Source organism: Variovorax sp. V213, from assembly GCF_041154455.1.
Lineage (GTDB): Bacteria > Pseudomonadota > Gammaproteobacteria > Burkholderiales > Burkholderiaceae_C > Variovorax.
The window spans coordinates 263,006-274,874 of sequence record NZ_AP028664.1; the positions used below are offsets into that span (position 1 = coordinate 263,006).

An 11,869-nucleotide genomic window follows, 5' to 3' on the forward strand; every position below is an offset into this window, starting at 1 on the left:
GCACCCAATGAGCGACGTCGTACTCCAGCTGCTCAACGTCGAAAGCGCCTACGGCCCCATCAAGGCCATCCGCGGCGTGAGCCTGAAAGTCAGGCAAGGCGAGATCGTGACGGTCCTGGGTTCCAACGGCGCAGGAAAAACGACCATCCTCAAAACCATCTCGGGAATCATCGACCCGAGAAAGGGCAGCATCGAATTCCAGGGCAAGGACATCACCGCCAAGGACCCCGCCTACATCGTCCAGCAGGGCCTGAGCCACGTACCCGAAGGGCGCGAAGTGTTCCCCTTGCTTTCGGTGAGGGAAAACCTGCTCATGGGCGCCTACACCCGCAAGGACCGCGATGGCGTGGCGCGGGACATGGAGAGCGTCTACACCTACTTTCCCATCCTGCGAGAGCGCGCCACGCAGGACGCCGGGCTGCTCTCCGGCGGCCAGCAGCAGATGCTCGCCATTTCGCGCGCCATCATGGCCGCGCCGCACCTCATCCTCCTCGACGAACCCAGCCTTGGCCTCAGCCCCAAGCTGACGAAGGAGATCTTCGAGATCGTCGTGCGCATCAACCGCGAGCGCGGCACCACCATCTTGCTGGTCGAGCAGAACGCCAACATGGCGCTCAATGCGTCGGACCACGGCTACGTGCTCGAGAACGGCCGCATCGTCATGGAAGACACCTGCGAACGCCTGCGCGAGAAGGAAGACATCAAGGAGTTCTACCTTGGCGTCAAGGACGACGGCGTGCGCGGCGAGCGGCGCTGGAAGAAAAAGAAGACCTGGAGATGAGCGACATGAGCACTACCGCCTTGCGCGCTCCCGCCGGCCTTTGGGACCTGGCGCACCTGCAGCCCAAGCCCGGCATCGTCGTGCCCGGCGACACCATTCCCGCCGTGTTCTGGAAGGCCGTGGAATTGCGCGCCGACAAGGTCTGGATGCGGCAGAAGGAATTCGGCATCTGGCGCAGCTGGACCTGGCGGCAAACCGCCGAGGCCGTGCGCGAGATTGCGGGTGGCCTGCTGGCGCTCGGCTTCGGGCCGGGCGAATGCGCATCGATCCTCGCCAACACCGTCATCGAGTGGGTGCTGTGCGACATCGCCGTGCTCAGCTGCGGCGGCGTGTCGAACGGCATCTACCCGACCGACGCGGCCCCGCAGGTTCACTACCTCTGCGAAGACTCGCGCACCACCGTGCTCTTCGTCGAGGACGACGAGCAGCTCGACAAGGCGCTCGAGGTGCGCGCGCAATTGCCGCTGCTGCGCAAGGTCGTCGTGTTCGACATGGAGGGCCTGCGCGACCTCGACGATCCCGGCGTCATCAGCCTGGACGCACTGCGCGCGCTCGGCCGGGCGCATCTGCAGGACCATCCGCAGGCGCTGGAGCAGCGCATTGCCGCCTGCCGGCCCGAAGACCTGGCCATCCTCGTCTACACCTCGGGCACCACCGGCAAGCCCAAGGGCGCGATGCACAGCCACCGCGGGCTGGTGTACACCATGCGCGGCTACAACTCCCTGCTGTCTCAGGGCGAGGGCGACGAGCGCATGTGCTTCCTGCCGCTGTGCCACATTGCCGAGCGCATGGGCGGCGAATACTTCGCGATGTATACCGGCTCGATCCTCAACTTCGTCGAGAACCCCGAAACGGTGCCCGAGAACGTGCGCGAGATTTCGCCCACGGTGTTCACGGCCGTGCCGCGCGTGTGGGAGAAGTTCTATTCCGGCGTGATGATTGCGCTGAAAGAGGCGAGCCGGCTGCAGCAGGCTGCCTACGGCTGGAGCATTGGCGTGGGCCGGCAGATTGCCGAGCGCGTGCTCCAGGGCCAGCCGGTGGGCGCGGGGCTGCGCCTCAAGTTCCGCTTGGCGCGCTGGCTGGCGCTCGACAACGTACGCAAGCTCATCGGGATTCACCGCGCGCGCTTTCTCGTGACCGGCGCAGCGCCGATTTCGCCCGACCTCGTGCGCTGGTACCTTGCGCTGGGCGTGCCCATGCTGGAGGTGTGGGGCATGACCGAATCGTGCGGTGCCTCCACGGGCGTGCCGCCGTCGCGCATCATGCCGGGCTCGATCGGCCCGGCCACCAGCTACAACGAGGTTCGGCTCGATCCGCAAACCGGCGAAATCCTGGTGCGCGGCCCCAATGTCTTCATGGGATACCTCAACCTGCCCGAGAAAACCGCCGAGACCATCGACGCCGACGGCTGGCTGCACACCGGCGACGTGGGGACGGTCGACGCGGGAGGGTATTTCCGCATCACCGACCGCATGAAGGACATCATCATCACGGCAGGTGGAAAGAACATCACGCCGAGCGAGCTGGAGAACGAACTCAAGTTCAGCCCCTACATCACCGATGCGGTGGTGATCGGCGACAAGAGACCCTACCTGACGGTGATCGTCATGATCGACCAGGAGAACGTCGAGAAGTTTGCGCAGGACCACGATGTGCCTTTCAGCAACTACGAAAGCCTCACGCGTGCGCAAGAGGTGCTGGACCTGATCCAGGGCGAGATCGACCGCGTCAATGCCAAGTTTGCGCGGGTCGAGCAGATCAAGAAATTCTTCCTGCTCGAAACGCAGTTGAGTGCCGAGGACGAAGAGCTCACGCCGACGATGAAGCTCAAGCGCAAATTGGTGCAAACCAAGTATGCCGAGCGCATCGAGGCGATGTACCGCTGACCGGCATCGCCGAACCGTTTTTTGTCAAACCCGAGGAGACAACGCCATGATGAAGCTCAAGACAGTGACGACCCTGGCCGTGCTGGGCCTGGTTGCAACGTTCGCGTCCGCGCAGCAGCAACAGGGCGTGAGCAAGGACGAAATCCGCATCGGCACGATCCAGGATCTCTCGGGCCCGCTCGCGGGCTTCGGCAAGCAGGCGCGCAACGGCATGCAGCTGCGCGTGGACGAACTCAACGAGCAGGGCAACATCCACGGTCGCAAGCTCAAGCTCTTCGTCGAAGACTCGGGCTACGACCCGAAGAAGGCCGTGCTCGCGGCGCAGAAGCTGGTCAACCAGGAAAAGATCTTCATCATGGCCGGCCACATCGGCACGGCGCAGAACATGGCGGCCATGCCGGTGCAGTTCGAGAAGAACATCGTCAACTTCATGCCGATCACCGCGGCGCGCGAAATGTACGAGCCGCTGAACCGGCTCAAGTATTCGTTCGCGGCCACCTACTACGACCAGATCCGCCTGGCCCTGCCCAAGATGATCAAGGAGAAGGGCGCAAAGAAGGTCTGCACCATCTACCAGGACGACGAGTTCGGGCTCGAGGTGCTGCGCGGCGCCGAGGCCGGCCTGAAGACGGCGGGCCTGGAGCTGGCCGAAAAAACCTCGTTCAAGCGCGGCGCCACCGACTTCAGTTCGCAGGTCGCCAAAATGAAGGCTGCCAACTGCGACCTCGTGGTGCTCGGCACCATCATCCGCGAGACCATCGGCACCGTGGGCGAGGCGCGCAAGACCGGCTTCAACCCGACCTTCCTGGGCTCGAGCGCCTCTTATACCGACCTGATCCACAAGCTCGGCGGCAAGGCGATGGACGGCATCTACGCCACCATGACGGTGCAGAACCCCTACACCGACGAGCAGTCGCAGCCGCTGCGCTTCTGGGCCAACAAGTACAAGACCAAGTTCAATGAAGATCCGACGGTGTTCTCGGTCTATGGCTACGTCATCATCGATTCGTTCATCAAGGCGGCGCAGAAGGCCGGCCCGAATCTGACGACCGACAGCTTCATCAAGGCGATGGACACCATGACCTTCGAGCCCGACATGTTCGGCAGCGCCAAGAGCACCTACACCGCCACCAAGCGCCTGGGCAACGACCAATCGCGCCTGTCGCAAATCAAGGATGGCAAATGGGTCGTGGTTTCTGATTACGTGACGCCGTAAGCAGCGCTCGCCAGTACCGGGGAGGGCGGCTATATTCGCTCGCGAAACTCCCTCGCGAGATTGCCATGCCCCAGTACTGGTTGATGAAATCCGAGCCCGACGAGGTCTCGATCGACGACGCGCTTGCCGCACCCGGCGCCACGGTGGCGTGGACTGGCGTGCGCAACTACCAGGCACGCAACTTCATGCGCGACGGCATGAAGGTCGGGGATGGCGTGCTGTTCTATCACTCGAGCTGCCCCGAGCCGGGCATCGCGGGCATTGCGCGCGTGGCTTCGGGCATCAAGCCCGATCCGACGCAGTTCGACCCCAAGTCGCCGTACTACGACCCGGCCTCGAAGAAGGACGATCCACGCTGGCTGCTGGTCGACGTGCAGGCCGTTCGCAAGACCCGGCTGCTGGCACTGCCCGAGCTGCGCGCCAGGCCCGAGCTGGCCGATCTGGTCGTACTGCGCAAGGGCAACCGGCTGTCGATCACGCCGGTCGAGCCCGCGCACTGGCGGGTCATCGAGAAGATGCTGGCCTGAACAGGCCCTAGCCCACGCGCTGCAATATCGGAAACAGCTTGCCGAGGCCGTCGGCCATGACCTCGACCGCGAGCGCCGCGAGGATCAGGCCCATGAGTCGCGTCATGATGTTGATGCCGGTCTTGCCGAGCACGCGCGCAATCGGCTGCGCGAGCGAAAAGGCCAGTGCAGTAGCCAGTGCGACCACCACGCCGTAGCCCACCAGCAACCCGAGCTCCCACAGGTGCTGCGTCTTGTCGGCGTAGATCACCACGGTCGATATGGTGGCCGGCCCGGTGAGCAGTGGAATGGTGAGCGGCACCACCGCGATGGACGCGCCCATGGACGCTTTCACCTCCGTGGCGCGCAGCTCCTCCACGTTGGTCTTGCTCTCGGCCGGCTTCGCATTGAGCATGGACAGCGAACTCATGAGCAGCAGCAGGCCGCCGCCCACCTGGAAGCTGGCAATCGAGATGCCGAAGAACGCCAGCAGCTGCAGCCCGATCAGCGCGCTGACCGCAATCACCACGAACGCGCTGAAGGCCGACATGCGCACCGTGTGCCGGCGCTGCGCATCGGAATACCCCTGCGTGTAGTGGATGAAGAAGGGCACGATGGCCAGCGGGTTGACGATGGCCACCAGCGTGACCAGCGGCTTGATCAGGTCCATCGAGGTACTCACTTACCTCCCCCCGGTCACGTCGAGCAGGGCCATGGTGGTGTAGCTGGCCTCTTCGGACAGCAGCCACAGGATCGCGCCGGCAATTTCTTCCGCGCTGCCGGTGCGCTGCATCGGCACGGTGGGCGCCAGCTCGAAGGCGCGGTCGGGCATGCCGCCGGAGGCGTGGATCTCGGTGTCGATCAGGCCGGGGCGCACGGCGTTGACGCGGATGCCCTCGGCACCGACTTCCTTGGCCAGGCCGATGGTGAAGGTGTCGATGGCGCCCTTGCTGGCCGCGTAGTCGACGTACTGGCCGGGCGAGCCCAGCCGCGCGGCGGCGCTGGAGACATTGACGATGGCGCCGCCCGAGCCGCCGTATCGGGTGCTCATGCGCCGGACGGCTTCGCGCGCGCAGAGGAAGCTGCCGATCACGTTGATGCGGAACATGCGCTCCAGGCGCCCCACGCTCATTTCATCGACACGGGCCTGCACGTCGACCACCCCGGCGCTGTTGACCAGTGCCGTGAGGCGGCCGAGCCTGGCATCGACCTTCTGGAACATGGCGGTCACCTGCGCCTCGTCGCCCACGTCGGCCTGCACGGCCACGGCGGTGCCGCCTCCCGCGCGGATGGTGCGCACCACCTCGTCGGCGGCCAGCGAGTTGCTCGCGTAGTTGACGGCCACCGCGTAGCCTCGCCTTGCCGCCAGCAAGGCGGTTGCGGCGCCGATGCCGCGGCCGCCACCCGTGATCAAGAGTACCTGGTCCAAATCCGACCTCCTGCACAAAAACTGCGTGTCAGTTAAAACCGTTGGCTTGGATTACATCACCGAGGGCGAGCCCATGAGCCATACGATCGACTATTACTTTGCGCCGCAGAGTCCCTGGACGTATCTGGGGCATGCCCGGTTCTCCGCCATCGCGGCCGCGTCGGGCGCCACGGTGCGCCTGCGGCCCGTGGACCTGGGCAGTGTCTATCCGATCTCGGGCGGGCTACCGCTCGGCAAGCGGGCACCGCAGCGCCAGGCCTACCGGCTGGTGGAACTGGCGCGCTTTTCGCGCCACCTCGATCTGCCGCTGAACCTCAAGCCGAAGTTCTTCCCGGTGGCAGGCGACGATGCCGCGCGGCTGATCATCGCGGTGGACCTGCACGACGGCACCGACGTGGCCATGCGGGTGTGCAGCGCGATATTTGCAGCCGTGTGGGTTCAGGAGCGGAACATCGGCGACCCCAAGGTGCTCGAAGCGCTCGTCGCCGAATGCGGCCTGCCACCCAAGCGCACGGAGCAGTCGCTGAGCCAGGCCGTGCAGGAGCGTTACGAGGCTTACACCCAGGAAGCGATCGACATCCAGGTGTTCGGTGCGCCAAGCTATGTCATCGATGGCGAGATATTCTGGGGCCAGGACCGGCTCGATTTCGTCGAGCGCGCGCTGCAGCAAAAGCGCTAGCGGCAATCCTTTCGTTCGATTCAACTCATTCGCTATCAAGGAGCATGACAACCATGGGTCAATTCATCGATCTCACCGCCAAGGACGGCTTTGTCTTCCCGGCCTACGTGGCCGAACCTGCCGGCAAGCCGCGGGGCGCCGTGGTGGTGGTGCCGGAAATCTTCGGCGTCAACTCGCACATCCGCTCGGTGGCCGACGGCTATGCGGCGGACGGATACCTCGCGGTCTCTCCCTCGACCTTTCATCGCGTGAAGCCGGGGGTCGAGCTCGGCTACAGCGACGAGGACATGAAGGCCGGCTTCGCGCTGAAGACCGCGGTCGAGGCGCTGCCCGCACCCGGCGTGCTGCAGGACATCGAGGCCGCCGTGGCCTACGCGGCAAAGGCCGGCAAGGTCGGCATCGTGGGCTATTGCTGGGGCGGCCTCCTGGTGTGGCGCGCCGCGAGCCTGGTTTCGGGTATTGCTGCCGCTGCGCCCTACTACGGCGGCGGCATGACGACGCCGGAAGAAACCGCTCGCCAGCCCAAGGTGCCGGTGCTGGCGCATTTCGGCAACCAGGACCACTGGATTCCGCTCGACACCATCGAGGCCTTCAAGAAAGCGCATCCCGAGGTGGAAGTGCATGTCTATGAATCGGGCCACGGCTTCAACTGCGACCAGCGCGGCTCATACAACGCCGAGGCCGCCAAGCTGGCTCGTTCGCGTACGCTCGAATTCTTTGCCAAGCATGTCGGCTGACCAAGCCCTGGCCCTGCGCAAGTGAAGCCCGGCCCGCGCCGGGCTTTTTCTATTTTTTGCGAGAGCCCGGCCCCGTACCGATGCGGGTCTGGAGAAAGTCGAGCAGCGCGCGCAGGGCGGCGCTGTTGTGGCGCCGCTGCAGATAGGCGGCCGAGAGCCACATGTCCTTGCGCGCATAGTCCTGCAAAACCGGCACCAGTTCGCCATGGTCGATGTGCGACTGCACGAGGATCGAGGGCAGGTAGATCACGCCGAAGCCGCGCATCGCGACCCGGATCAGCGGCGCGCCCTCGGTGCAGTCCATGCGGCTCTTGACCGGTACGTCCAGCGGCTGGCCGGCGTCGTCGAAGCGCCAGACCGGCTGGGCGCCCAGCAGGGAATGCGTGAGCGCGTCGTGTCCCGCGAGATCGCGCGGATGTTCGGGCTTGCCGTGCTTCTTCCAGTAGACCGGCGATGCGCAGACGACCATGTCCATGAGCATCAGTTTGCGCACGATCAGGTTGGCATCGGCGACCGGGCCGCTGCGGATGTCGACGTCGATGCCTTCTTCCGCGAGATCGACCGCGCGGTTGGTCAACTGCAGGCTGATGCTCACATCCGGGTAGTAGCGCATGAAGTCGGCCAAAAGGCTCGGAAATTCGCCGTTGCCCATGCCGTGCGGCGCTGAAATCCGCAGCCGTCCGCCGGGCTGCCTGGCGCGCTCCTGCAATTCGGCCTGGGTGAGCTCCACCATCTCGAGCACGGGGGTGCTGCGCTCGAGCAGCAATTGCCCGGCGTCGGTCAGGCTCACCGAACGCGTGGAGCGGTTGAGAAGGCGCACGCCGAAGCGCGTTTCGAGCTCCGCCACGTATTTGCTGACGGTGGCTTTCGACATGTCGAGCTTCTTGGCCGCATGCGAAAAGCTGCCCTGCGAAGCCACCTCCCGGAAGGTTCTGATCAGATCGAGACTGTCCATGTCAAAGTGCCCATTGTTTCCGTTCCGGGGACCGGCATGCCCTGATTTTCCGGGAAATGCGGGCGCATGCCTTTGGCCTGTCATTGTTTCAATAGAGGAAACACGGTGTCTCTGTTCCGCGTGTTTTGCGGGGCTGTTTCAGTTGGAAACTCGCCGCACAGGTGAGCGAACGAGCGAGCCTGGTGGACGAACCATCCAACGAACACAAGGAACTGAAAATGAAGACCTCGCACATCCTCGCTGCCGCCGCCCTGACCCTGTTGGCCGCTACCGGCGCCCAAGCCGAAAGCTACGACGGCGTGAACACCGCCGTCTCGACCAAGAGCCGTGACGAAGTGAACGCCGAAGCCGTGCGCACCGCATCGGCTCCGAACCAGAACGTGACCCGCGGTTCGCGCGGCCCGGAAACGGTCGCCGTGTCGAAGGACCGTGCGATCGTCGAAGCCGAAGCCGTTCGCACCGCCTACGCTCCGGACCAGAACGTGTCCAGCGGTTCGCGCGTCAACAGCAAGGTCATCTCGACCATGGCCCACCCGATGGACGCACGCGTTCAAGCCCAGCAAGGCTCGGGCGCCGTCGCCAAGTAAGCGACAAGGAAAGCTGGCCCTTCGGGGCCGCTTTGAAAAAAAAGCCACGCAAAAGCGTGGCTTTTTTTATGGGGGCAGGCGGGGTCAGCGTGTTCGCGCGAGATAGCGCTTGCGCCAGAAGATCACGACCAGCAGCACCGCGATGGCCAACATTGCGCCCATAGCGATCCAGAAGCCGTCCGCCTTGTGCACCAGCGGGATGAACTCGAAGTTCATGCCGAAGATGCCGGCAATGAGGTTGAGCGGCAGGAAGATGGCGGTCAGCACGGTGAGCACCCGCATGATGTCGTTGGCGCGGTGGCCCTGGACGCTGAAATGCATCTGCACCGCGGTTTCCGCGTTCTGCTCGAGCCGGTGCACGTGATGCACCACGCGCTCGATGTGCTCGAGCACGTCGCGGCTTCGCACCATGACCAGTTCCCGCTCGCGCTGCTCTGCTTCGCCTTTCGGCGACGGCAGGGTTTCGAGCAGATCGATCCAGTCCTGTATGGCGGCGCGCTGGTCCTCGCAGATTTCGTCCAGGTGGTGCAGCGACTGCCGGGCTTCCATCAACGCACCCCAGTTGGTGAAGCGGCTGCGCGGATCGATCAGCTCGGTCTGCCAATGGTCGAGCTGGCGGGTGAGCTCGCGGCGCATGTCCAGGTAACCGTCGACGATCTGGTTGATGACCCGAAGCATCAGGTCGGCGGTGCCGGTCGGTACGCGGGCGGAGGTGGCGCGCACGTCCAGCGCCGGGGCGCCCTGGTCGTCGGGCGACCCGGCCGCCAGCAGCCGAGCCGCAAAGGCGTCGCGCACCGCGCCGTCCTCTGGGTGCACCGAGAGCAGCACGCGATCGAACACGGCGAAACCCACCGGGCGGGTGTCCACCCGGCGCAGCACCGGAGGGCCGCGGCGCCCGGCAAGGGGCGGCTCGCCGCCACCGTCCTTGCCATTGCCCGCGGCCGTCTGGCCCGGGCCGCTCGAGAGGCGCCGGAACACCAGCACGTCGTATTTCGAGGTGTAGTCGAAGTGCGAAGGCAGCTGGTCGTTGAGCAGGTCGGCCACGTGCAGGTCGACCAGCTGGGTGAGGCAGAGCGATTGCAGGATCTGCTGAACTTCCGCGAGCGAGGCGCGAAACTCCTCCCGCGTCAGCGAGATCCAGAGATAGCCTTGTGCGCCGCAGGCGCCCGGCACCGCGAGCGGCGCCAGCGCCTGGTGCTCGCTCACCAGCGAGCGGTTGATTTCAATGATGCGCATGCGCCGCCTTGTTGCTCTCTTTCATTGCCGTTCGGGCCCGCCCCGGCGGATCCCAAAGGTGGTGAGCTATTGTTTTTGTAGCAAACGCGCAGCGTCAAGTGCGAAGTAGGTGAGAACGCCGTCGGCGCCAGCGCGCTTGAATGCGAGCAGGCTTTCGAGCACCACCGCGTCGTGGTCGAGCCAGCCGTTCTGCGCGGCGGCCTTGAGCATCGCGTATTCGCCGCTCACCTGGTAGGCGAAGGTGGGCACGCGGAATTCGTCTTTCACGCGGCGCACGATGTCCAGGTAGGGCATGCCGGGCTTCACCATCACCATGTCGGCGCCCTCGGCGATGTCGAGGCCGACTTCGCGCAGCGCCTCGTCGCTGTTGCCCGGGTCCATCTGATAGACCTTCTTGTTGCTCTTGCCGAGCGTCGCGGCCGAGCCCACGGCATCGCGGAACGGGCCGTAGAAAGCGCTGGCGTACTTGGCGCTGTACGCCATGATGCGGGTGTGAACGTCGCCGCGGGCCTCCAGCGCGTTGCGGATGGCGCCGATGCGGCCGTCCATCATGTCGCTGGGCGCCACGATGTCCACGCCGGCCTGCGATTGTGCGAGCGCCTGCTTCACCAGGACTTCAACGGTGGCGTCGTTGAGGATGTAGCCGGTCTCGTCGAGCAGGCCGTCCTGCCCATGGCTGGTGTAGGGGTCGAGCGCCACGTCGGTCATCACGCCGAGCTCTGGAAAGCGCGACTTGAGCGCGGCGACCACACGCGGAATCAGCCCGTCGGGGTTGAAGGCTTCATCGCCCGACGGTGTCTTGAGGCTGGCGTCGATGACCGGAAAAAGCGCCATCACCGGAATGCCCGCTTCCACACACTGCTCCGCCAGCGGCAGCAGCAGGTCGAGGCTCAGGCGGTCCACGCCGGGCATCGAAGACACGGCGTCGCGCTTTTTCTCGCCTTCCTGCACGAACACGGGATAGATCAGATCGTGCGCCGTCAGCGCATGCTCCCTGACCAGGTTGCGGGTGAAGGCATCGCGGCGCAAGCGGCGCGGCCGGCCGGCGGGATACATGGCGAAGGAGGAGAAGGAAGAGGGCGTCATAAGCGGAAAATTGTGCCTGAAGCGCCAATCCACGGTATGCGCCGCCCTGCCAGAAGGCGCTCTGATCACCCCTCGAATCGGTACCTCGAAGGTTCTCTTTTTTTGCGTGGAAATGTCAAAGAAAGTGGCCGTTTCGCTTGAAACCTTGTTTCGTCTTTGTTAAATTCTAAAGCGGGCGGCTTGCCGCTCCCCGCTTTTCCTCCCTGAGCGGGTGCCTTGATGTGTGACAGCAAAAGGGCTTCCCAGCCCGACGTGCAGACGTCGGGCTTTTTTTTGCCTGCTGTGTCCGTTCCGGCAGGCAAAGGCCGGAAGCGCGCAGCCGACCACTAAACTGCCGCCATGCTCTGGGTCAAATCTTTTCACATTGTCTTCATTGCGAGCTGGTTCGCGGGGTTGTTCTATCTGCCGCGGATATTCGTCAATCTGGCGATGGTGCCGCCAGAGTCCGTTGCCGAACGTGAGCGCTTGCTGCTGATGGCGCGCAAGCTGTTGCGGTTTACGACTTTCCTGGCCATTCCGGCCTTGGGTTTCGGTCTTTGGCTCTGGCTGGGCTACGGCATCGGGCGCGGGCCGGGCAACGGCTGGATGCATGCCAAGCTGGCGCTGGTGCTGGCCGCCGTCGGTTACCACCATGGCTGCGGCGTGCTGCTGCGCCGCTTCGTGGCCGGGGGCTCGCAGCGCAGCCATCGCTGGTATCGCTGGTTCAACGAACTGCCCATCTTGCTGCTGCTCGGCATCGTGGTGCTGGTGGTCGTCAAGCCGTTCTGAGCC

General features: G+C 64.7%; 13 protein-coding genes. 8 read left to right on the forward strand and 5 right to left on the reverse strand.

The window, feature by feature from the left end:
* Positions 1-7: 7 nt before the first annotated feature.
* The 4 genes from ACAM55_RS01300 to ACAM55_RS01315 all read left to right on the forward strand — a co-directional run bounded on the left by ACAM55_RS01300 (position 8) and on the right by ACAM55_RS01315 (position 4,410).
* Positions 8-781 carry an ABC transporter ATP-binding protein gene (locus ACAM55_RS01300; RefSeq protein WP_369654328.1) on the forward strand — a complete coding sequence of 258 codons (774 nt, stop codon included), beginning with the start codon at positions 8-10 and terminating at the stop codon, positions 779-781.
* Between the two features lie 5 nt (positions 782-786).
* Positions 787-2,667 carry a long-chain fatty acid--CoA ligase gene (locus ACAM55_RS01305; protein WP_369654329.1) on the forward strand — a complete coding sequence of 627 codons (1,881 nt, stop codon included), beginning with the start codon at positions 787-789 and terminating at the stop codon, positions 2,665-2,667.
* A gap of 49 nt (positions 2,668-2,716) precedes the next feature.
* Complete coding sequence (locus tag ACAM55_RS01310; RefSeq protein ID WP_369656481.1) at positions 2,717-3,883, forward strand: ABC transporter substrate-binding protein; 1,167 nt, start codon at positions 2,717-2,719, stop codon at positions 3,881-3,883.
* 65 nt (positions 3,884-3,948) lie between these two features.
* On the forward strand, positions 3,949-4,410 hold the full coding sequence (locus tag ACAM55_RS01315; protein ID WP_369654330.1) for an EVE domain-containing protein: 462 nt from the start codon (positions 3,949-3,951) through the stop codon (positions 4,408-4,410).
* A 7-nt stretch (positions 4,411-4,417) separates the two neighbouring features.
* Here the strand turns inward: ACAM55_RS01315 and ACAM55_RS01320 are convergent, their stop codons facing one another.
* Positions 4,418-5,059 carry a MarC family protein gene (locus ACAM55_RS01320; RefSeq protein WP_021012807.1) on the reverse strand — a complete coding sequence of 214 codons (642 nt, stop codon included), beginning with the start codon at positions 5,057-5,059 and terminating at the stop codon, positions 4,418-4,420.
* Between the two features lie 12 nt (positions 5,060-5,071).
* Positions 5,072-5,818, reverse strand: a complete 747-nt coding sequence (locus ACAM55_RS01325) for an SDR family oxidoreductase (protein ID WP_369654331.1) — start codon at positions 5,816-5,818, stop codon at positions 5,072-5,074.
* Between the two features lie 73 nt (positions 5,819-5,891).
* Here ACAM55_RS01325 and ACAM55_RS01330 point away from each other — a divergent pair, with 73 nt between their 5' ends.
* Both ACAM55_RS01330 and ACAM55_RS01335 read left to right on the forward strand, forming a co-directional pair.
* Positions 5,892-6,497, forward strand: a complete 606-nt coding sequence (locus ACAM55_RS01330; protein WP_369654332.1) for a 2-hydroxychromene-2-carboxylate isomerase — start codon at positions 5,892-5,894, stop codon at positions 6,495-6,497.
* Positions 6,498-6,550: 53 nt separating this feature from the next.
* On the forward strand, positions 6,551-7,234 hold the full coding sequence (locus ACAM55_RS01335; protein ID WP_369654333.1) for a dienelactone hydrolase family protein: 684 nt from the start codon (positions 6,551-6,553) through the stop codon (positions 7,232-7,234).
* Between the two features lie 49 nt (positions 7,235-7,283).
* Here ACAM55_RS01335 and ACAM55_RS01340 read toward each other — a convergent pair whose 3' ends face one another.
* Complete coding sequence (locus ACAM55_RS01340) at positions 7,284-8,189, reverse strand: LysR substrate-binding domain-containing protein (protein WP_369654334.1); 906 nt, start codon at positions 8,187-8,189, stop codon at positions 7,284-7,286.
* A 218-nt stretch (positions 8,190-8,407) separates the two neighbouring features.
* Between ACAM55_RS01340 and ACAM55_RS01345 the strand changes: the two genes are divergently transcribed.
* Complete coding sequence (locus ACAM55_RS01345; protein ID WP_369654335.1) at positions 8,408-8,776, forward strand: DUF4148 domain-containing protein; 369 nt, start codon at positions 8,408-8,410, stop codon at positions 8,774-8,776.
* Positions 8,777-8,860: 84 nt separating this feature from the next.
* On the opposite strand, the gene ACAM55_RS01350 is transcribed toward ACAM55_RS01345, so the two are convergent.
* Both ACAM55_RS01350 and hemB read right to left on the reverse strand, forming a co-directional pair.
* Positions 8,861-10,012, reverse strand: coding sequence for a magnesium transporter CorA family protein (locus tag ACAM55_RS01350; protein WP_369654336.1), 1,152 nt, complete (start codon positions 10,010-10,012; stop codon positions 8,861-8,863).
* Between the two features lie 66 nt (positions 10,013-10,078).
* The gene (hemB, locus tag ACAM55_RS01355; RefSeq protein ID WP_369656482.1) at positions 10,079-11,068 is read right to left on the reverse strand and encodes a porphobilinogen synthase; all 990 of its coding nucleotides are present in this window, start codon (positions 11,066-11,068) and stop codon (positions 10,079-10,081) included.
* A gap of 369 nt (positions 11,069-11,437) precedes the next feature.
* On the opposite strand from hemB, the gene ACAM55_RS01360 reads away from it, so the two are divergent.
* The gene (locus ACAM55_RS01360) at positions 11,438-11,866 is read left to right on the forward strand and encodes a CopD family protein (RefSeq protein ID WP_369654337.1); all 429 of its coding nucleotides are present in this window, start codon (positions 11,438-11,440) and stop codon (positions 11,864-11,866) included.
* The last annotated feature ends 3 nt before the right edge of the window (positions 11,867-11,869 follow it).

Bases quoted from the DNA above. Each gene is read 5' to 3' on its own strand.
- ACAM55_RS01320 (WP_021012807.1), bottom strand. From the start codon at position 5,059: ATGGACCTGATCAAGCCGCTGGTCACGCTGGTGGCCATCGTCAACCCG.
- ACAM55_RS01315 (WP_369654330.1), top strand. From the start codon at position 3,949: ATGCCCCAGTACTGGTTGATGAAATCCGAGCCCGACGAGGTCTCGATC.
- ACAM55_RS01310 (WP_369656481.1), top strand. From the start codon at position 2,717: ATGAAGCTCAAGACAGTGACGACCCTGGCCGTGCTGGGCCTGGTTGCA.
- ACAM55_RS01345 (WP_369654335.1), top strand. From the start codon at position 8,408: ATGAAGACCTCGCACATCCTCGCTGCCGCCGCCCTGACCCTGTTGGCC.
- ACAM55_RS01340 (WP_369654334.1), bottom strand. From the start codon at position 8,189: ATGGACAGTCTCGATCTGATCAGAACCTTCCGGGAGGTGGCTTCGCAG.
- ACAM55_RS01335 (WP_369654333.1), top strand. From the start codon at position 6,551: ATGGGTCAATTCATCGATCTCACCGCCAAGGACGGCTTTGTCTTCCCG.
- hemB (WP_369656482.1), bottom strand. From the start codon at position 11,068: ATGTATCCCGCCGGCCGGCCGCGCCGCTTGCGCCGCGATGCCTTCACC.
- ACAM55_RS01360 (WP_369654337.1), top strand. From the start codon at position 11,438: ATGCTCTGGGTCAAATCTTTTCACATTGTCTTCATTGCGAGCTGGTTC.
- ACAM55_RS01305 (WP_369654329.1), top strand. From the start codon at position 787: ATGAGCACTACCGCCTTGCGCGCTCCCGCCGGCCTTTGGGACCTGGCG.
- ACAM55_RS01330 (WP_369654332.1), top strand. From the start codon at position 5,892: ATGAGCCATACGATCGACTATTACTTTGCGCCGCAGAGTCCCTGGACG.
- ACAM55_RS01300 (WP_369654328.1), top strand. From the start codon at position 8: ATGAGCGACGTCGTACTCCAGCTGCTCAACGTCGAAAGCGCCTACGGC.
- ACAM55_RS01350 (WP_369654336.1), bottom strand. From the start codon at position 10,012: ATGCGCATCATTGAAATCAACCGCTCGCTGGTGAGCGAGCACCAGGCG.